This window comes from Paenibacillus sp. ov031 (assembly GCF_900143165.1).
Lineage (GTDB): Bacteria > Bacillota > Bacilli > Paenibacillales > Paenibacillaceae > Paenibacillus > Paenibacillus marchantiae.
Genome location: NZ_FRDO01000006.1, coordinates 214,802 through 234,486 on the forward strand (window position 1 = coordinate 214,802; position 19,685 = coordinate 234,486).

General features: G+C 48.4%; 18 protein-coding genes. 14 read left to right on the forward strand and 4 right to left on the reverse strand.

Translation table 11 applies throughout. The features are described from left to right. Nucleotides 1–18 precede the first annotated feature (18 nt). From BUA17_RS23100 to BUA17_RS23130, 7 genes are all read left to right on the forward strand, one after another. Complete coding sequence (locus BUA17_RS23100) at nt 19–1,257, forward strand: sensor histidine kinase (RefSeq protein ID WP_072735154.1); 1,239 nt, start codon at nt 19–21, stop codon at nt 1,255–1,257. After that, on the forward strand, nt 1,257–1,943 hold the full coding sequence (locus BUA17_RS23105) for a response regulator (RefSeq protein ID WP_072735155.1): 687 nt from the start codon (nt 1,257–1,259) through the stop codon (nt 1,941–1,943). Before BUA17_RS23100 ends, BUA17_RS23105 begins: the two co-directional genes overlap by 1 nt. A gap of 203 nt (nt 1,944–2,146) precedes the next feature. After that, a complete protein-coding gene (locus BUA17_RS23110; protein WP_063567842.1) occupies nt 2,147–3,958 on the forward strand; it encodes an ABC transporter substrate-binding protein in 1,812 nt (603 codons plus the stop codon). A gap of 89 nt (nt 3,959–4,047) precedes the next feature. Next, nucleotides 4,048–5,058 carry an ABC transporter permease gene (locus BUA17_RS23115; RefSeq protein ID WP_063567843.1) on the forward strand — a complete coding sequence of 337 codons (1,011 nt, stop codon included), beginning with the start codon at nt 4,048–4,050 and terminating at the stop codon, nt 5,056–5,058. Between the two features lies 1 nt (nt 5,059). Further along, nucleotides 5,060–5,896, forward strand: a complete 837-nt coding sequence (locus tag BUA17_RS23120) for an ABC transporter permease (RefSeq protein WP_063567844.1) — start codon at nt 5,060–5,062, stop codon at nt 5,894–5,896. 4 nt (nt 5,897–5,900) lie between these two features. Further along, complete coding sequence (locus BUA17_RS23125; RefSeq protein ID WP_083584831.1) at nt 5,901–7,037, forward strand: ABC transporter ATP-binding protein; 1,137 nt, start codon at nt 5,901–5,903, stop codon at nt 7,035–7,037. A 60-nt stretch (nt 7,038–7,097) separates the two neighbouring features. Continuing rightward, nucleotides 7,098–7,898, forward strand: coding sequence for an ABC transporter ATP-binding protein (locus BUA17_RS23130; RefSeq protein ID WP_063567845.1), 801 nt, complete (start codon nt 7,098–7,100; stop codon nt 7,896–7,898). A gap of 271 nt (nt 7,899–8,169) precedes the next feature. Here the strand turns inward: BUA17_RS23130 and BUA17_RS23135 are convergent, their stop codons facing one another. Further along, the gene (locus tag BUA17_RS23135) at nt 8,170–8,442 is read right to left on the reverse strand and encodes an HU family DNA-binding protein (protein ID WP_053783990.1); all 273 of its coding nucleotides are present in this window, start codon (nt 8,440–8,442) and stop codon (nt 8,170–8,172) included. Between the two features lie 134 nt (nt 8,443–8,576). Further along, entirely contained in the window at nt 8,577–8,777 is a 201-nt protein-coding gene (locus tag BUA17_RS23140) for a cold-shock protein (protein WP_062320808.1), read from the reverse strand. A 170-nt stretch (nt 8,778–8,947) separates the two neighbouring features. Between BUA17_RS23140 and BUA17_RS23145 the strand changes: the two genes are divergently transcribed. After that, nucleotides 8,948–9,874: a tyrosine-type recombinase/integrase gene (locus tag BUA17_RS23145; protein WP_072735156.1), complete on the forward strand. Its 927-nt coding sequence runs from the start codon at nt 8,948–8,950 to the stop codon at nt 9,872–9,874. Between the two features lie 66 nt (nt 9,875–9,940). Here the strand turns inward: BUA17_RS23145 and BUA17_RS23150 are convergent, their stop codons facing one another. Next, nucleotides 9,941–10,462, reverse strand: a complete 522-nt coding sequence (locus tag BUA17_RS23150; RefSeq protein WP_072735157.1) for a hypothetical protein — start codon at nt 10,460–10,462, stop codon at nt 9,941–9,943. A gap of 217 nt (nt 10,463–10,679) precedes the next feature. Here BUA17_RS23150 and BUA17_RS23155 point away from each other — a divergent pair, with 217 nt between their 5' ends. From BUA17_RS23155 to mglC, 6 genes are all read left to right on the forward strand, one after another. Further along, complete coding sequence (locus tag BUA17_RS23155) at nt 10,680–12,299, forward strand: response regulator (protein ID WP_072735158.1); 1,620 nt, start codon at nt 10,680–10,682, stop codon at nt 12,297–12,299. Further along, entirely contained in the window at nt 12,296–14,113 is a 1,818-nt protein-coding gene (locus BUA17_RS23160) for a cache domain-containing sensor histidine kinase (protein ID WP_083584832.1), read from the forward strand. The genes BUA17_RS23155 and BUA17_RS23160 overlap by 4 nt, the downstream gene beginning before the upstream one ends. Continuing rightward, a complete protein-coding gene (locus BUA17_RS23165) occupies nt 14,100–15,278 on the forward strand; it encodes a substrate-binding domain-containing protein (protein ID WP_170867919.1) in 1,179 nt (392 codons plus the stop codon). Before BUA17_RS23160 ends, BUA17_RS23165 begins: the two co-directional genes overlap by 14 nt. Before the next feature lie 121 nt (nt 15,279–15,399). Continuing rightward, the gene (locus BUA17_RS23170; RefSeq protein ID WP_063567849.1) at nt 15,400–16,461 is read left to right on the forward strand and encodes a galactose ABC transporter substrate-binding protein; all 1,062 of its coding nucleotides are present in this window, start codon (nt 15,400–15,402) and stop codon (nt 16,459–16,461) included. A 74-nt stretch (nt 16,462–16,535) separates the two neighbouring features. Beyond that, a complete protein-coding gene (locus tag BUA17_RS23175; protein WP_072735159.1) occupies nt 16,536–18,041 on the forward strand; it encodes a sugar ABC transporter ATP-binding protein in 1,506 nt (501 codons plus the stop codon). A gap of 14 nt (nt 18,042–18,055) precedes the next feature. Beyond that, nucleotides 18,056–19,075 (forward strand): galactose/methyl galactoside ABC transporter permease MglC, encoded by a 1,020-nt coding sequence (mglC, locus tag BUA17_RS23180; protein WP_072735160.1) that lies wholly within the window; start codon nt 18,056–18,058, stop codon nt 19,073–19,075. Nucleotides 19,076–19,138: 63 nt separating this feature from the next. Here the strand turns inward: mglC and BUA17_RS23185 are convergent, their stop codons facing one another. Continuing rightward, the gene (locus tag BUA17_RS23185; protein ID WP_072735161.1) at nt 19,139–19,474 is read right to left on the reverse strand and encodes a hypothetical protein; all 336 of its coding nucleotides are present in this window, start codon (nt 19,472–19,474) and stop codon (nt 19,139–19,141) included. Nucleotides 19,475–19,685 lie beyond the last annotated feature (211 nt).

The window sequence follows — 19,685 nt, forward strand, 5'->3', positions numbered from 1 at the left end:
GGATTGGAAAGGATAGCTATGCAGAACGATTCGAAATGGATGCAGATTCGAAAGGTGGTACTGGATCATACAGCAGATCTTATTTTAACGTTGTTGCTGCTCTCCAGTCTGATTGAGCCCTTCAAAGAATTGGCGTGGGTCGATTTGGGTGCAGGACTGATCGTTAGACTGCCCTACCTTATGTTGGTTTGGGTTCCACAGTCACTTCGAAATGAGCGGATGCGAACGTTAGGGATATTGGTGATTTGGATGGTGACGCTGCTCTATGCCCAGTTCTTCCAGGCCGAGTATCGCATATTTGAATTAACCTTTTATCTCATCGGATATACTGCGCTAAAATTGCCTATACATCGTTCTTCGTTGCTTGGCTTCGTTATCATCATTGGGAATGCGGCGCTGCTCTATATGGATGAATACGAACCCAATCAGATTCTGGTGTATTCGATGGCTCACGCTGTAACCTATATTCTATGCTGGGCTGCGAGAATCAGGCGGGAAAGCAGACAGGACAGCAAACGACATTATGAGGAATTGCAGAAGGTGCACGCTGAACTGACACATGCCCATCAGGAGCTTCAGGATACACATCAGGAGTTGGAGCAGGCTACCGTGCGATTGATGCAGTATGCCGTACTTGAAGAACGAAGCCGAATCTCAATGGATTTGCACGACAGTGTTGGTAACCGATTGACATCCATTATTGTTCAGCTTCAGGCATTGCCATATATGATGAAGATGGATGCAGCGGAAGCCGACAAAGCGATGGGTACGGTGCTTGAAGTAGTCCGACAATGTCTCCAGGAGGTTCGGACTGTTGCTCATCAGATGGGCAGCAATGAAGCAGGCCTCGGGCTGGTCGCCTTGACGAGTCTGGTGAATGAGATACGGGAGATGGCAGGTTTCACGATCAAACTGACCCCCCAAGAGCAGACGAGTCATTGGACGCCAGAAACGTCCGAATTATTGTATCGTGTACTTCAGGAAGCGTTAACGAATATCATTCGTCATGCCCAGGCTTCGCAAGTGAAGGTGGACATCTTGGAGAAGGAGCATCAGCTACATATGATTGTGGAGGACAACGGAATGTATCGCAAAGAGAATCCGATCTCTCCCGGTTTCGGACTGTCGAGTATGAGAGCAAGATGTGAAAGGGCAGGCGGTTCCTTATCCATTGATGCAGTCGATCCACATGGAATGAGGTTAACCCTTACCATTCCTCAAGATGTGAAGGAGATTATGGGAGGTGATGAACAATAATGGAGCAAGACATACAGGACATACGTGTACTCCTCGTGGATGACCAGCATCTGGTCCGGCATGGTTTACGTTTTATTATTAATGCACAGCAGGATATGGAAGTGGTAGGCGAAGCGGGCGGGGGACATGAAGCAGTCCTTCTGGCAGCAGAGCTTCGTCCACATGTCGTATTGATGGATGTGCAGATGGAAGCAGGAGACGGACTGGAAGCGACAGCGGAGCTGATGAAGATACTGCCTGACTGCAAAGTGGTCATCCTGACCACATTCGATCATGAGGACTATGTGTACAAAGGAATACGTGCCGGAGCTGTTGGTTATCTGCTCAAGGATGCGGCGCCAGACGAACTCGTTGATGCGGTTCGTGCTGCATACCGGGGGGAGGCGATCTACCGCACGGCGGTGGCAGCCAAGGTGATCGGTCTTGCTATTCGTTCAACTCCGAGTCATTCGGATTCAGTGAAGGAGACGGTAGCAAACGAACCATTGCCGGAACCGTTTACGGGACGGGAATTGGAGGTTTTGCAGCAGATGGCATATGGATTACGGAATGAGGAGATTGCTCGCAAGCTTTTTATCGGAGAGAGTACGGTCAAGACTCATGTACATCGCATTTTGCAAAAGATTCAAGTGGAAGACCGCACACAGGCGGTCGTCTTTGCCATTCGTAATGGATTCGTCAAGTAAACCTTTCTTGATCTTCTGTGGAGTAGTGATCCAAATTCAGCAAATAACCAGCTGCCCCATGCGGAGCTGGTTATTTTGTATGATCGCATAAACAATGTCTCAAAATTGAGAAAAGAGATGGAATGTTGTGTGAGATAAGTCATAGAATAACTTTAAGTAAGCGCTTCCAATAACATCAATATGAATTCACGGAGGGGTTCAGAATGCGATTTAAGAGAGCTGCCACACCGCTCGTCGCTCTGTTCATGTCGGTCACATTGTTTGCCGGATGCCAAAGTGTTCAGCCGCCATCAGTAAGTGAACCACAAGGGACGGTGGATACACCGACCACGACAACCCAGAACGAACCTGCACCTCAGACCAACAAGGAGACACCACGTAATGAGACCTTGTATATCAATGGGTTGCAATGGGGGCCACCAACCAACTTCAATCTGTTGAGCGGAAATCCCGCATTTCCAGTGAATTACGGCAACTCCAGGGAACTGGTGTACGAAACCCTGTTTATGGTGAACCAGCTGGACGGTGGCCTTGAACCTCTCTTAGGCAATTCGTATGAATGGACGGATGAAACCACTCTGCGTATTGAGTTGAATGCGGATGCGAAGTGGAGCGACGGAACGGCTTTTACTGCAGATGATGTTGTATATACCTATGAACTGGGCAAAAAATACGATATCAACTGGAGTAGCTTCTGGACCTACATCAGTGAAGTGAAAGCAGATGGAGCGCAGGCCGTGGAAATTAAGCTGAACCCTGAAAACCCTAACAAGCTGACCGTACTGGACAGCATTGAACTGATCCCGATGCTGCCGAAGCATATCTGGGAAGAGATCGAGAAGAAGAACAATAATGATCTGACCGCGATTCGTAAAGAGGTTAATGATAATCCAGTGGGAACCGGAGCCTATAAGCTTCATTTTTACAACGACCAGAAAATTACGATTGTCCGTGACGATAACTACTGGGGGCAGAAATTGTTCGGCAAATTGCCCGCACCGAAGTACATCACTCACGTGATCTACAAGGATAATGCCGCAGGTGATCTGGCGTTCAAGAGTGGGCAAGTGGACGTCTCCCAGCAGTTTATCCCTCAAGTGTGGAAGATGTGGGAAGGAGGGGCTGCTGTCAAAACGTATCTGAAGGATGCGCCGTATTATCTGCCCGGTTCCATGCCAAGCATTTTCTTCAATCTGTCCAAAGCCGGACTCGATAATGCTGACGTTCGCCGTGCGATAGCCATGAGCATCAACTATGACAAAATCTCGGAGCTGGCCATGAGCGGATATTCCGCGCCAATGCAGCCTTCCCTGACCTTGAACTCGGACGCCGAGTCCAAATATATTGACCAAGATGCCATCAAGTCGTTGCAATGGACGATGGATATTGAAGGAGCCAACGCTCTGCTCGACAAGATTGGAGCAACCAAAGGTAAAGACGGCATCCGTGTTCTTAACGGCAAACGCCTTGGACCTTTCGAGGTTGAATGTCCTTACGGCTGGTCTGACTGGAACGCTGCCCTGGAGATCGTAGCGCAGAGCGCCAAGGCCATAGGGATTGAGATTCGCACCAAATTCCCGGAATCCCCGGTATGGACCAATGATCTGCAAACCGGCAAATTCGATATTATCATGAACACGCCTGCAGGCGGGGTCAGCCCAAGCCAGCCGTGGAACCGTGCGATGACGATCATGTACTCCAAAGGGGTTGCCCCAATGGGTGAGATGGCTTTCTGGAACTGGGGACGGTACCAGAATGACCGTGCAGACGCCATTATTGAAGAGATTCCATCCGTGTCTGACGAGGCGAAGCTGAAGTCACTGTACACTGAACTGAATACCATCTGGCTGAAAGATATCCCTTCTATTCCGCTAATGTACAGACCATGGGTGTTTGACACCGTGAACGAATCGGTTTGGAAAGGTTTCCCGACAGAAGGAGATGGCACCAACATTCCGCCGCAAATCTCGATGGACGGCGCAGGTATTAAGGCATTGTATCAGATCCACAATTAAGGAACTCATATTGAATCAGGACACGATGAAGTGACACGCCACTTCAGACATAAGGCCCTTATCCGCTAAACTCGGGGGTGCTAAATCCTATGAATGCCTATTCCAGATATGTCGCCAAAAAAGTATTCTGGTACGGCCTGACCCTGGTCATTGCCATCGGACTGAATTTTATTTTGCCTAGACTGATTGAAGGTAACCCGGTGAGCATGATCGCTTCCAAAATGACGTCAGGGATGACTGACTCGGATTCCATCAAGCGGGTGTATGAGACGTTTACGGTTGAATTCGGCATTGATCAGCCACTATGGACCCAATTCGGCATCTATTTGAAAAATCTGTTCACAGGCAATCTGGGCACGTCCTTTGGACTGTATCCGAAGCCTGTGACGGACATTCTGGCCTCCGCCGTCCCTTGGACGGTGGGGCTTCAACTTCCGGCCATCCTGGTCGGCTGGATCATTGGTAATTTGCTCGGTGCGATTGCAGCGTACCGGAAAGGTGTTTTTGATAAAGTACTGTTTCCGGTAGCTTTATTTATCAATTCCATTCCTTTTTTTACTCTGGCTATTATTATGCTGTATGTCTTTGCGTTATCACTGAAATGGTTCCCTTTATCGGGCGGATATGACTTCCAGATGGTACCGCAGCTGAGCTTCGACTTTATCATGTCCGTGGTTCGCCACCATACCTTGCCGTTCCTCTCCATCGTGCTTGTGACCATTGGTGGTCAGGCCATTGGCATGCGGGAGATGTCCATCTATGAGCTGAATTCAGACTATGTGTTATACAGTAAACTGCTGGGTATTCGCGACGGCCGAATTGCGCGTTATGTGTTCCGTAACGCTATGCTGCCGCAAATTACGGGACTTGCGCTCTCCATCGGTACGATGGTCGGTGGGTCACTCATCTGTGAGATTGTCTTCAGTTATCCAGGCATCGGCACATGGTTGTTCACGGCCATAAGGCAACTGGATTACCCACTAATCTCGGGGTGTACGCTGCTGATTGCCATTGCTGTATTGCTTGCAAATTTCACTATTGATGTCATCTACGGTTTCATTGACCCGCGCATCAAGGCCGCTCAAATGGAGGAACAGTGATATGAAGCATTCGATCTCTATTTTGCTGAAGTCACCCAAATTCATGATCGGTGCGGTGACTTTTGTCGGCATGCTGCTCTTGGTTACGATCTATCCACTCATTAATCGCAGTGATCCACTCGAGATGATTGCGATGGCGTTCCAGCCACCTGGCGATGGCCTGCTGCTAGGATCGGACAATTTTGGACGGGATATTTTCCTTGAATTGATGTATGGCATCCAGACATCCGTACGTGTGGGGCTAATTGCAGGTGTGTTTGCGACCGTTATCGGTTTGGTTATGGGTCTGGTGTCGGGATATATCGGGGGAATGCTGGATAACTTTCTGACGGCGATCACCAATATTTTCATTGTTATTCCTTCGTTCATCATCCTGATCTTGATCTCCGTCAGCATTGATTCACGCAGTTCCCTGGTGACGGCGATCATTATCGGTATAACTAGCTGGCCTTGGACGGCCCGGGCTGTGCGAGCCCAGACGACATCTCTGCGTAGCCGGGATCATGTGCATATTGCAAAAATTTCGGGACACAGTACGCCGCGTATCATTATCCATGAGATTTTGCCCTATATCGCGTCTTATGTGGTGATGGCTTTTGTGCTCCAGACGGCATCGGGCATTCTGTCCGAAGCATCCATCTCCATGCTGGGACTGGGCCCGTATAATACGATCTCGCTCGGCATCCTGATGAACTGGGCACTGGTGTTTGAAGCGCCAGTAGCAGGGGCGTGGTGGGCGTTCATTCCTGCGGCGCTGGCGATTGCCGTCATTACCTTCTCGCTTTATCTGATGAATACGGGCATGGACGAAATTTTTAATCCGAAAATAAGGAGCTAAGACCATGAACCAACCTATACTTCAGGTCAGCGGTCTGAAAACCTATTACCGTACCCGGCTCAAGGAGAATGTATTTGCCGTCGACGGGGTGGAGTTCGGACTGAAAGAAGGGCAGACGCTGGGCATTGCAGGTGAATCGGGCTGTGGAAAATCGACGCTGGCGCTCAGCCTGATGGGCTTTTATTTCCCGCCGCTTCATTATGGCAGTGGTTCGATCCGCATCAATGGTACCGATATTATGCAGCTGAACAAAGAGCAGCTTCGTTCGCGCATTCTGGGCAAGGAAATTGCTTATATTCCGCAGGCTGCCATGAATGCACTGAACCCAACGCTGCGTATTATCAGGTTTATTGAAGATATCATGAAGGAGCATCGTCCGGAGATGAAACGGTCGGATGTGCGGAAGATGGCTACGGAGCGCTTCCAATCACTGAACTTGTCGCCGGATGTGCTGGATATGTATCCAAATGAATTATCCGGCGGCATGAAGCAGCGAACGGTTATCGCCATCTCAACAATTCTGAATCCCAACGTGCTCATTGCGGATGAACCTACTTCGGCACTGGATGTAACCTCCCAGAAGGCGGTCATTCGTCTATTGAAGGATTTGTTGAAGCGCAAAGTAATCAAATCACTGGTGTTCATCACGCATGAGCTGCCGCTACTGTACCATGTCACGGATGAAATTATGGTGATGTATGCCGGTGAGATTGTGGAACGAGGCACGGCAGAGCAGATGATTTTCAATCCGCTGCATCCGTACACTCGCAAACTGATGGGTTCCATCATTGTGCCGGAAGAGGGCATGAAGGAGCACAAACTGGCTGCCATTCCTGGTGCACCACCAAATCTGAAGAATGTGCCGGAAGGCTGCCGCTTTGCAGAGCGCTGTACACTGGTGACCGACGAGTGCCGCCAGGGCAAAATCGAGAACATTCATGTCGATGGGCGCATATATCGCTGTCTCCTGACACCAGAAATGCTGGAGCAGATCAGGGAGCAGGAGCAGGACAGTCACTTACAGCAGGAGAGCATGAACGAAGAGCCCCAGGAGAGGGAAGAAAATCAGGAGGAGAATGACTCAAATAAAGAAGATGTCCGAGATGTTCAATCTGACACAGACGATATCGCAGACCAATGAAATGATTCTTTCTGGGCGTAATGGGCTCGGATCAAGGCTCCCCGAAAGGAGTGAGGTAGTATGGCGATGGGCAAGGTGCTGATCAGCGGCCGCCATCTGACCAAGGTGTACGGTACAGGCAATCGCAAAAAGGCAGCCGTGGACGATGTGAGCTTTGATTTTCATGAAGGGGAGATTATCTCCATTGTCGGAGAGAGTGGCAGTGGCAAGACGACACTCGCGAAAATGATCATGGGCTTGCTCAAGGAAACGGGTGGAGCGATTGAATACGATGGCAAGCCCAGACAAATGAAGCGGTACCGTGAGCGTAAAGCCTATTGGAAGGATATACAGGCCATTTTCCAGGACCCGTTCTCTTCGTTCAACGTATTTCACCGGGTGGAAAAGCTGCTGGTGGACTGTATCAAACTTCAGGGGCTGAAGCTGAACAAGGACGAGGAATATGCCAAAATGAAGGAAGCCTGTTCCTTCGTCAACTTGAAGTTCGAAGAGTTATACAACAAATATCCGTTTGAGCTGTCCGGTGGACAGATGCAACGGCTCATGATTGCCCGCATTTTCATGCTGCATCCTAAGGTGTTGATCGCCGATGAACCAACGTCCATGGTGGACGCATGCTCGCGTTCAACGATTCTGGATATGCTGCTCAAGCTGCGCGATGAGAACCGCATGACGATTGTGTTTATTACGCACGACGTGGGTCTGGCTTATTATGTGAGCGACACGATCTGTATTATGGAGCATGGACGAATGGTGGAGGCGGGGAGAGCGGAGGAAGTTATTCACCATGCGGAGCATCCCTATACCAAGCAATTAATCAATGACGTACCCAAAATTCATTCTCCCTGGGTGCTCGATTGACACAAATCAAGCCCTGGACCGTTTTGAGCGGAACAGGGCTTCTTATTGTCCAAGATGAAAGGTTCGTTTTAGCGAGTGGGTAGTTGTGGTGTCTGTGCAGACTCTGTTGATGGGGGTGTTGAATGGGTGTGATCTTCCGCGTTATTCTGGTCTGTCTGCTTGCCCGAATAAAAGTTAATGATATCATCAACCGTAGAAAACACGACATTTACATCAAAATGTTCGTTGTGTGTTTGAATAAAAACCTCTTTTCCGATCTTGTTGTTGCTGTTTAGTTTAGAGCTTCTTTCATTGTTAATCCTGCTGTGAATACAGGAACTTTACCTGCTGGAAGTTGAATTTCCTTACCAGTTCGACGGCTTTTACCCATACGTGCTTCACGATTACGCACTTCGAATTTGCCGAATCCAACCAGTTGAACCTCTTTACCTTCTTTTAATGCTTCCAAAATCGAATCCAGTACAACCGTTACGGCCTTTTCAGCGTTCTTTTTGGAGAATCCGCCGTTTTTGGCTACTTCTGTGATCAATTGTTCTTTATCCATTTGTCATACCTCGCTTTTCGTTTTTGGATGATAAGTTTATGAAGTCAGCATTTTGAAAGACGCTCTTTGAATCTATGCAAAATGCTCATGTAATAAAACAAAAAGCTGCCTTGTACAAGGCAGCTTTAATATAATTAAACTTTAGTAACGTTCTCAGCCTGTGGACCACGGTTACCTTGAGTTACTTCGAATTGGACGCGTTGTCCTTCATCCAATGTTTTGAAACCGTCGCCTTGAATTGCACTGAAATGAACGAATACGTCTGTTCCTTCTTCAGTTTCGATAAAGCCAAATCCTTTGTCCGCGTTAAACCATTTCACTGTACCTGTTTGCATGTAGTTCCTCCAAAAAATAAGTTTTTAAACGACCATTTTGAAAAGGTTAATTTTAAAAATCAACGCTAATCAGGTATATTCAACCCACAGACTTGATGTCCGCTAATGTATCGATTAATATGATAATACCATGTCCGCTAATATAAGTCAAGATTTGGAGGTTTTTTCTAATGGATAAGGGTTCTGGTACTTCGGTACAAGGGGAAATGGTTGTTCAGGAATTCATACATATGCTTACGAACCAGGGAGAATTGACTCCCAAAACCTTGAAGGAATATGCGAGTGATTTGAAGCATTTTACCGAATGGTATATAGGGAACGATTCTCGGAGTGAAGAGATCTCATTTCGAATCGAAGACGTGCATACATCGACTTTGGTCCGTTATCGGGAAGATTCACAAAAGGTAATGCAATTGAAGCCGTCTACCATTAATCGTAGACTGATTACATTGAAGCGTTTTTTTAAGTGGGCTACATCGGAAGCCAGGATTAGCAGTAATCCTTCCAAACCTTTGAAATTCATTCCGGAAGACAAGGTTAGCCCCCGCCGAATGACCACCGAGGAAGAACAATCATTCATATCTGCCGTCGAAGACGGTAACTCGCTTCGGGATCAGACCATCCTTACCCTCATGTTTCATACCGGTATACGAACGATGGAGATATGCAACCTCGCTCCCGGTGATATTGAATTGGGCAAAAGAAGCGGGCAACTTACCGTGCGGGCCGATAAACGAAACGGTCAACGGAAAATTCCGCTGAACATGACATGTATTGCTTTATTGAAGATGTACATGGTTGGCCTCGCACCGGATAGTCCTTACCTGTTTCCTTCCGAGAAAACCAGTGATCGCTTAACGGAGAGGGCGCTGCGCCATTTGATCAAAAAGGTGATGACTACAGCCGGTCTGGAAGGGCTAAGTTCCCATGATCTGCGTCATCGGTTCGGATACGCTATGGCCGAGCATACACCACTGCATCGCTTGGCAGAAATGATGGGGCATATCAATCCGGATACCACGATGATTTATGTGAAGGGGTTAAATGCCAATTTATCTTTGTCAGCAGAAGAGGATGGAGAAACGGAACCGCATTAAAGTACATGCAGCACTCTTTATGAGGCATTACGAATGGATATAGGATCAATGATGCCCTGACCCACTTCAAGTGGATGAGGGTTGTTTGGTTATCCAAGAATGACTTACATCCCATTCAGGCTTGTTGTTTGCATTAATTTGCGATTCTAATGTAATCATGGCATAGGTTCCATCAAGCTTTTCCCAAAAAAGTATCGCCTTTGTATGATCGGGATGTAAAAGCAAGGCAGGCATGAAATCTCCGTTTTCCAGCATGGTTCTTCGTTCGTTACTATAATAGGCAGCGATGAAGGAAGAGTGATCTTTATGGGGAAGGGTGTTTAATGAATCCTCCAAGCTGTAAAACAGTTTCCATTCAGTTATATTCTCCTTCTCACTATTCTCATTCAGCGTGGTACGTATCGCCTCTATTCCTCCCCTCCATGATTTTGTTAATTTCTCTTGAAGTTCTTGAGGTTGGTTCTCCCAGAGTGAAGACTCGGTGGATGCTTCAAATCGATCGGTTCGAATCGTCTCCGTGATTGCACCACTGCAAATTAATATTGCGGCAATACCAGTCGTTATCATTCCGGATTTCAAGTAATTCATAAGTTAATAGACTCCTATCCTTTTTCTTAATTAACTCCTTTCAATAATTTACCATATATTTCGTTTGTGAGCGCACATTATATCAATCTTATCATCTTAAAAGTAAGCGATTACATAATTAAATTTATATTGTATATTATGATGGCAACCTTGGATCATATCGACATATACATTATTGCTTGGGCTTAAGGCCCGTTAAATAAAGGAGGAATCTGACGTGTACCGGGTATTGCTGGTGGATGATGAAGAGGATGTACGCGAAGGGTTGGTTGTAGAGGTAGATTGGGAAGCGCTCGATCTGCGCATAGTTGGTCTGGCGGAGAATGGACGTGAAGCACTGGAGATGGCCGAACGAGTGGAGCCGGATATTGTGGTAACGGATATCAGCATGCCATTTATGGATGGACTTGAACTTGCTCGAAGGTTGCGGGAGCGCAATCCGCTTGTGAAAGTGGTGATTTTGACTGGATATGATGAATTCGACTACGCCCGACAAGCGGTCTCGCTGAGTGTGGATGAATACTTACTGAAGCCATTCTCGGCGGGGCATCTGACAGAACTGCTTACAAGGTTGCGTGCGCAGATGGCGGCTGAAGTGGCCGAACGAGAGGATGTACAGCAGCTGCGCGACCATTATTATACAAGCCTGCCCCTGTTACAGGCGGACCTGATGGCCACTTTGCTGCATCGGCAAAAATCACCGGAATATATCCATGGCAAAGCAAAGCAATGCGGACTGGATCTGCATGGTGAACGCTATGGAGTATCCGTATTGACCCTTCATATGGACGGAGACCAATCTGCGGATGCGGAGTTGAAGCAGTTCGCTGCGCTGAACATTGCCGCAGAGGTATGGACGGAACACGGGGCCGGACATGCTTTTATGCATCAGGAGACGATTGTGCTGCTCTATGTAGATCGGTGGGGTGGAGAAGATGGGGAGAAACGACAGCAGCAGGCGCTGGAAAATGTAATGCGCAGCATCAATCACTATCTGCGTATTCCTGCCACTGTTGGATCGGGCTCAATCGTGAACACACTGGCAGGTGTGAAGCATGCCTATGAGGATGCACTACTGGCACTGGATTATCGACTTGTACCGGGGACCGATCCCCTTATCTATATTGCAGATGTGGAGCGGCAGACGGCGGGCAAATTGCGTTTTGACGAGTTGAAGCAGCAAACGCTGACACGTTGTCTGAAAGCGGGTACGCAGGCGGAGCTGGAGGACGCGCTAGAGATCATTTTCCGGGAAATTACGGTGGAGCATGGGCGAAGTGACATTCAACTGTATCTGATTGAAGTTTTAACAAACGTTTGGAAGGCAGCTCAGGCATCGGGCGAGGCCATGGAGGACATTTTTGGGGCAGGGTTCCAGTTGTATGCCGATTTGTTCCGTTTGCCTGGGTTGTCTGAGGCACAAGGTAAGGTGCATGAGGTTTGTCTGCTCGTTCAACATCGCATTGCCAGCGGAAGGCAGCATGTATACAAGGATATTGTGGAACAGGCATTGTCGTTTACCAAAGAACACTACGCCGATCCGGATCTGTCCATTCAGAAAGTATGTGGGCATCTGCATATTAGCTCGGGTTATTTTTGTGGCATTTTCAAAAAAGAAGTACAGCTTACCTTCCTGCAATATCTGATGCAGATCCGGATGGAGGCGGCGAAGGAATTACTTCGATCCACAGAGATGAAGTCGTTTGAGATTGCTGGTCAGGTAGGCTTCGCAGAACCGAATTATTTCAGTTTTTGCTTCAAAAAACATATCGGCGTCTCGCCCAAAGAATATCGCAAACAGACTGCACTAACAGCTAGTGAAGGCCCAAACCGATGAGAACGTTTGCCGGATGGATAAGATCCCTTTGGCTCAAGCTTCGGTCCAGGCTGCGTTCATCCAGAGTCAGCAGTATCCGCTTTATTATTACATGGTCCTTCTCTGTCTTCATTGTATTGGTGCTGACCATCATGGCGATGCTGCTGCATGACAAATTCACGCAGGCCGCGGAGCGAAGTGCGGAGCTGACGACGAGGCAGATCGTGGATCAGGTCAGTTACAATCTGGAGGATTATGTTCGCAGCATGTCGCATCTGTATCGAGCCATCGAAGAACATATGCTGCGGGATGGCACGTGGGAAGGGGATCAGGTAGATAAACAGCTGGATACGCTGCTTAGCAGCCGCGAAGATATCATCTCCATTACTTTGTTGGATTCAACAGGGCATTTGCTCAAGAATAGACCTTCAGCTGAATTAAAACCGAGTGCGCATGTAACACAGCAAGGGTGGTTTCAATCTGCCCTCCGAGTGCCGGATCACCTTAGTTTCTCACTGCCTCATATCCAGAACATGTACACAGGCCCATACAAATGGGTCGTTTCTATGAGCAAAGGCATTACTGTACGTCAAAATGGTCAGGATCGGCAGGTCATTCTGCTGGTGGATATCAACTTCAAACAAATGGACGAACTGAGCCGCCGAGTCAGTCTGGGGCAGCGGGGATACGTCTACATTATCGACGAAAGTGCAGGCAATATCGTCTACCATCCGCAGCAGCAATTGATGTACATGGGGCTCAAGAGTGAAAATATCGAACAGGCGCTGGTTGCAACCGGCAGTTATGAAGATGAGGCGGATGGGCAGAAAAGGTTGAATGCGGTCAAGTCTGTCGCCAATATTGGATGGAAAATCGTAGGTGTGGCCTATCTGGATGAGATCATGACAACCCGCCAGGAGGTCAATGGATATCTGATTCGGGTACTGCTGGTTGTGCTGGTACTGGTCATCCTCGTCTCGCTGTTCCTCTCTTCCAGTCTGACACGTCCGATCCGGCGGATGGAACGAAAGATGAAGGCTGTGGAGCGAGGGGATTTTAACGTGGAGCTACCTATCGAAGGGCCGCTGGAAGTGGAACGTTTATCCCGTCGTTTTAACCTGATGGTCTATAAAATTCGGACCTTGATGAATGAAATCATTCATGAACAGGAGCAGAAGCGTCGGCTCGAACTGGAAGCTTTGCAGGCTCAGATCAATCCACATTTCCTCTACAACACGTTGAATTCGGTCGTGCGTATGGTGGGCATGAGCCGGAATGAGGAAGTCATTACGATGATCACTTCGTTATCCCGATTGTTTCGCATCAGTCTCAGTCAAGGCAAAACGATTATTACGGTCAGGGAAGAACTGGAGCACGCCCACCATTACCTGACGATTCAGCAGATGCGGTTCAAGCGCAAATTTAATTTTAGCATGACGGCGCATGAGGATACGTTGGACTGTCTGACACTTAAGCTGGTGCTTCAGCCACTCATTGAAAATGCGATCGTGCATGGCATTGAATATCATATGGACGAGGGATGTATTGAGATTCGTGTATACCGAGAGGACGACAAGCTGGTATTTCGTGTTACGGATAATGGGGTCGGCATGACAGAAGATCAGATGTCGAAACTTTTGATGGGCAGTCCTATCGTGAAAAGTGGTGCAGGATCAGGTGTAGCTGTACGCAATGTGCATGATCGGATTCAGCTCTATTATGGCGAAGCTTACGGTCTTGAATTCGAGAGTGAGCTGGAGGAAGGAACGACCGTCTGGATTCGGATTCCGATCCAATCGGAACGAGAGGAGGACGATGCTCATGAAAGCGAATAAGATCAATAGAACGGACTGGATGGGGCATCTAGTTATGAAAATAAACATCTGCCCTCGCGTGGAAGTCATACGGATGAGAGTTCTTCTCCTTCGTTATATGGCCATGACAGTAGCAATTTGTTGCCTGCTGTTATGTGTAGCGTGCGGTATGTCGAATGCTGATTCAGCGGGATCGCCGCCGCGTATTGCACTGATTACGCCAGCGGGAACCGGAGAACTCGCAGAAGCGATACGTCTTGGGGCCGAAGCGGCTGCCAAAGAAACGGGAGCGGAGCTTATTACGGTGGAGGCTTTTCCCTCGGAGGGGTTAACTTACGCGCCTTCTAACCCTGACTTCACAGCAGGACAGGGAAAGGTAAAGCAAGAGCATTTGCAAAATGGGACTTATTCACTGAGCGAGCGTGAACAAGCCCAGGTGGATGCGGTATCACTGGCACTGGAGCAGGGAGCATCGGCCCTGTTGATCGATCCCTTGAGTGAGAAGACACTCAGCGACATCATTGAGAAGGCACAGACTAAAGATGCCAACGGAGTGATTATCCCCGTCATTTTGTTGAATGACGAGTTTCCTGTAAAAGGCATAACAAGTGTTATCTCGATAGATAACGTTGAAGCTGGACGGCAGGCGGGTCAGGCCATGGCTGTGCTTCTGGGAGGACGAGGACGTATAGCCTTGCTTGGTCCTGATCCTGTAAATCCTGTTCTGATTAACCGGGAGTTAGGGATAAAGGAATCACTGGCTCAATACCCGGACATTCATGTGGAGGCCCAATCCGTATGCAGCACCCGGGATGCTTGCTGGCAAGCGTCGAAGCAACTGCTTGACCAGCAGCAGGTGGACGGGTTGATTGCCCTTCAGGAACCTGCTTCTCTGGGGGTAGCGGATGAACTCAATCGACGTACGTCCGAGAACAATGGTAACAAGGTGAAGATTGTGGGATTTGGCAGTGAACAGCAGCAGTTAGAGCAGTTACAGGAAGGCAGAATTCAACATTTGATCGTACAAAATGGATTCAGCGCAGGGTATCTTGGTGTGAATCAGGCCGTTGCACGATTGAACAATCAACAGGTGCAAGCCAGGGTAACGCTAGAAACGAAGCTTGTCAGTACGGACAATATGTTCTGGATGGATAATCAGAAGTTGTTGTTTCCTTTTGTACAGTAAAGGCTCAATTGAGGAAGATTTCGATAAAACAGAGGAAGATATTGTATTCGAATTTATTGTAAACCCTTTCATAATAAAGACATCGGTAAAGCCGAATGAACTTGGGGGAGGTCATTAGGATATGAAGAAAACGTGGATGACATTGTTGCTTACAGCGTGTATGGTTGCGGCGGCGGGGTGCAGCAGTGGCGGAGACAGCGCAGGCGGAAGTACAGGAACAGATACAGGAGGCAAGACGGCGGCAGGGACGGAAACGCCGAAGATTGGCGTGGCGATCTATAAGTTCGATGACACGTTCATGACGGGTGTGCGGAATGCAATGACCGCAGCAGCGGAAGGCAAAGCCACACTCGATATCGTGGATAGCCAGAACGCACAGCCGACCCAGAATGAGAAAGTCGATCTGTTTGTATCCAAGAAATACAACGCAATGGCCGTGAATCCGGTTGACCGGACCGCAGCAGGTGTCATTATTGATAAAGCCAAAGCGGCCAGCATTCCAGTTGTCTTTCTGAACCGTGAGCCGGTTGCTGAAGACATGAACAAGTGGGATAAAGTGTATTACGTTGGAGCCAAGGCGGAAGAGTCCGGCACGATCTCCGGTCAGCTCATTGTGGACTACTGGAAGGCCCACCCGGAAGCAGATAAAAACGGTGATGGTAAACTGCAGTACGTCATGCTGAAAGGCGAGCCAGGCCACCAGGATGCTGAGCTACGGACCAAATATTCAGTTCAGGCCATCCAGGATGCCGGAATTGAAGTGGAAGCATTGGCGGAAGACACCGCGATGTGGGATCGGGTCAAAGGACAGGAGAAAATGCAGGCGTTCCTTGCCTCCCACGGAGACAAAATTGAAGCGGTATTGGCTAACAATGATGACATGGCACTTGGAGCCATTGAAGCGTTGAAAGCAGCGGGATACTTCAAAGACGGCAAAACGATGCCGGTTGTCGGCGTCGATGCAACTGCTCCGGCCATTCAGGCCCTTCAGGACGGAACGATGCTGGGCACGGTGTTGAATGATGCCAAGAACCAGGGCGCAGCTACGGTTGCACTGGCTTCCGTACTTGCGAAGGGTGAGACGCCAACGAAGGAAAACACGGGTTATGACATTACGGATGGCAAATACGTCTGGATTGCCTACAAAAAAATTACGAAAGACAACATTGCCGACGCCCAATAACAGCAGCAAACAGGGACGTCCGTCATGAGATGGCGTCCTTTTTTTGCCGGGTTTACGGAAGGGGAGGATGAAAGATGGAATCACCTTACCTGCTGGAGATGGACGGAATTTCCAAAGCATTTCCGGGTGTGCAAGCACTGAGTCAGGTCACATTGAAGGTAAAGCCGGGTACGGTTCATGCGCTGATGGGAGAGAATGGTGCTGGCAAATCCACGCTGATGAAATGTCTATTCGGTATGTATCGCCCGGATGAAGGAACGATTCGGATGGACGGCAATCAGGTGGAAATTCCGAGTTCGAAAGCGGCGCTTCAACATGGCATATCGATGATTCATCAGGAACTGAACCCGGTGCCATACCGTCCGGTGATGGAGAACATCTGGCTGGGGCGGTTTCCGATGAGGGGGTTGTTGGTGGATGAGAAACGAATGTACGCTGATACACTAGCCTTGTTCAAGGACCTGAATCTGGACATTGATCCCAAGGCTCAGGCGGGAACTTTATCCGTTTCCAAAATACAGTCGATGGAAATTGCCAAAGCGGTCTCTTTCCAATCTAAAGTTATCGTGATGGATGAGCCAACTTCCTCGCTCACGGGCAAGGAAGTAGACCAGCTCTTCGCCATTATTAATCAGCTGCGCAGTCGCGGGGTGTCTATTATCTACATTTCGCACAAGATGGAGGAAATTCTGACGATCTCGGATGAGGTCACGATTATGCGGGATGGTTTTGTAGTGGGTACCTGGGATGCTGCTGATTTAACGACCGATCTGATCATTACCCGCATGGTTGGACGTGATCTGGATGAACGGTTCCCGGAACGGACGAACGTACCTGGAGAAGTGATTTTGAAGGCAGAAGGCTTAACCTCCAGCCAGCCGAATTCGTTCCGTGATGTGACGTTTGAATTGAGGAAAGGCGAAGTTCTTGGAATTGGCGGCCTTGTTGGGGCACAGCGGACGGAATTGATTGAGTCACTTTTTGGCTTACGCGGGCTTGCTTCAGGGACGATCTCCATTCATGGGCGCAAGGTGAAGATCAAGTCACCTGCCGCAGCAAAGCGTCATAACATTGCTCTTCTGACCGAGGAGCGAAGAGTCACAGGGATTTTTCCAGTGTTGTCTGTGTATGAAAATACGATTATTGCGAGTCTTGGACGTTACCAGAATCGGATAGGCCTGTTAGATGAGAAGAAAGGCCGAGATGAGGCACGCGAGCAAACTCAGAAGTTTAGAACTAAAACCCCTTCAGTTAACACACTAATTAGAAACCTTTCTGGTGGTAATCAACAGAAGGTACTTCTGGCCAGATGGTTGTTGACTGACCCTGAAATTCTACTGCTCGATGAACCGACACGTGGGATTGATGTGGGCGCGAAATTTGAAATCTACACCATTATTACGGAACTGGCCCGGCAGGGCAAAAGCATTATTATGATCAGCTCGGAGATGCCCGAACTGCTGGGCATGTCAGATCGAATTATGGTCATGAGCGAAGGACGGCTCACCGGAATCGTGGATGGAGCCGAGGCAACAGAGCAGGATATCATGAGGCTGGCCGCACAGCAGCGGATGGCTTAGTCAGGAGGGAACATATGAATACACAGGTTATCAATCAGGTGAAGCAGTATGTGGCGCAGCGCGCGATCTTTATTGTGCTGATCCTGCTCGTCATTGGCATTGCCATTGCCGATCCGCACTTTCTTGCTTTCTCTACACTGCGGGATATATTACAACAGTCCTCCACACGGGCCATCATTGCGCTGGGGGCGGCGTTTATCCTGGTAACGGGCGGGGTCGATTTGTCGGCAGGACGGGTCGTTGGTCTAACGGCTGTTGTATCCGCATCGATGCTGCAAATCGACGAATATGCCAATCGGTTCTTTCCCGATCTGCCACAGTATTGGGTAGGATTGCCAATCGCTATCGGGATCATCGCAGGCTTGGCAGTGGGTCTCGTCAACGGCATCATTGTAGCCAAATTGCATGTTCCACCCTTTATCGCCACACTGGGCACAATGGTTGCGGTATATGGTCTGAACTCGATTTACTTTGATACAGAGCCCAATCAGTCACAACCCATTGGTGGATTGAGATCGGATTTTACCGTTATTGGATCTGGTTACATTGATCTTGGCGGTGGTTATTCCATTCCGTATATTGTATTGATTGCTATAGGGGTGGCATTGATCTGCTGGGTCGTCTTCAACAAGACCCGCCTTGGGAAGAATATGTATGCCATCGGTGGCAATATTCAGGCTGCGCATGTGTCCGGCATTCATGTGGCACGCAACCTGATTGCGTTGTATGCCATTGCAGGTGCACTGTATGGACTGGGCGGTGTGCTGGAAGCCGCGCGTACGGGCGGGGCAACGAACAATTACGGTAACATGTATGAGCTGGATGCTATTGCGGCCTGTGTCGTGGGGGGCGTCTCCACAGCGGGTGGTATTGGTACGGTGCCCGGCGTTATGGCAGGGGTTCTGATCTTTGGAGTTATCAACTATGGTCTGACCTTTATCGGTGTAAGTCCTTACTGGCAGCTGATTATTAAAGGGTTGATTATTGTGGCTGCTGTGGCATTTGATATCCGCAAGTATATGGCGAAAAAATAGAAGTGTAGAATTGAATCAAAGAAGCCAGCACTCTTGTCATTCAAGAGTGCTGGCTTCTTTATTTTATGAATTTACAAACCTGTCCACAATATTAACCACAGGACCAACGATGCATAGAAGCAGCATAAACGCGGCTACGTTAAAGGCTACCTTTGTACCATAGTGCGAACGATACTTGCTAGCGATAATTACAGCAGGTATCCAGAAGATTGCCGCCGCCACAAAGGGAAGGTGAAGTCCCTGGTCTCCATTACTATAGATAGGCACGTTCAGTAGATTAAACAAATAGTGGCTGATCTGTACCTTTTCTGTGCCCCAGGGAAAATTAAAGGCCAGCCCCATTGCGAGAACCAGCAGAGAAAGTGTCCCGATGCCCAAAGGTTTTCTTTGTTGTATCATGCTTATCCCTCCATAACCAAGGTTTTATCCTAAATAAATCCATTAATGTATTGTAACACAGTATTGATCAATGTGATGTATGATAGTTTCGCAATCTCCGTTTTCCTATAAACCGTTTGTCCTATTTTAATTATAAATTTATACATTCATGTGAATTTGACAAGCTTCCACTAATCGACAACATTAGCTAATCATTATCGATATAATACAT

Bases quoted from the DNA above. Each gene is read 5' to 3' on its own strand.
- BUA17_RS23145 (WP_072735156.1), top strand. From the start codon at position 8,948: ATGGATAAGGGTTCTGGTACTTCGGTACAAGGGGAAATGGTTGTTCAG.
- BUA17_RS23140 (WP_062320808.1), bottom strand. From the start codon at position 8,777: ATGCAAACAGGTACAGTGAAATGGTTTAACGCGGACAAAGGATTTGGC.
- BUA17_RS23170 (WP_063567849.1), top strand. From the start codon at position 15,400: ATGAAGAAAACGTGGATGACATTGTTGCTTACAGCGTGTATGGTTGCG.
- BUA17_RS23175 (WP_072735159.1), top strand. From the start codon at position 16,536: ATGGAATCACCTTACCTGCTGGAGATGGACGGAATTTCCAAAGCATTT.
- BUA17_RS23130 (WP_063567845.1), top strand. From the start codon at position 7,098: ATGGCGATGGGCAAGGTGCTGATCAGCGGCCGCCATCTGACCAAGGTG.
- BUA17_RS23105 (WP_072735155.1), top strand. From the start codon at position 1,257: ATGGAGCAAGACATACAGGACATACGTGTACTCCTCGTGGATGACCAG.
- BUA17_RS23125 (WP_083584831.1), top strand. From the start codon at position 5,901: ATGAACCAACCTATACTTCAGGTCAGCGGTCTGAAAACCTATTACCGT.
- BUA17_RS23115 (WP_063567843.1), top strand. From the start codon at position 4,048: ATGAATGCCTATTCCAGATATGTCGCCAAAAAAGTATTCTGGTACGGC.
- mglC (WP_072735160.1), top strand. From the start codon at position 18,056: ATGAATACACAGGTTATCAATCAGGTGAAGCAGTATGTGGCGCAGCGC.
- BUA17_RS23185 (WP_072735161.1), bottom strand. From the start codon at position 19,474: ATGATACAACAAAGAAAACCTTTGGGCATCGGGACACTTTCTCTGCTG.
- BUA17_RS23110 (WP_063567842.1), top strand. From the start codon at position 2,147: ATGCGATTTAAGAGAGCTGCCACACCGCTCGTCGCTCTGTTCATGTCG.
- BUA17_RS23160 (WP_083584832.1), top strand. From the start codon at position 12,296: ATGAGAACGTTTGCCGGATGGATAAGATCCCTTTGGCTCAAGCTTCGG.
- BUA17_RS23100 (WP_072735154.1), top strand. From the start codon at position 19: ATGCAGAACGATTCGAAATGGATGCAGATTCGAAAGGTGGTACTGGAT.
- BUA17_RS23120 (WP_063567844.1), top strand. From the start codon at position 5,060: ATGAAGCATTCGATCTCTATTTTGCTGAAGTCACCCAAATTCATGATC.
- BUA17_RS23150 (WP_072735157.1), bottom strand. From the start codon at position 10,462: ATGAATTACTTGAAATCCGGAATGATAACGACTGGTATTGCCGCAATA.
- BUA17_RS23135 (WP_053783990.1), bottom strand. From the start codon at position 8,442: ATGGATAAAGAACAATTGATCACAGAAGTAGCCAAAAACGGCGGATTC.
- BUA17_RS23165 (WP_170867919.1), top strand. From the start codon at position 14,100: ATGAAAGCGAATAAGATCAATAGAACGGACTGGATGGGGCATCTAGTT.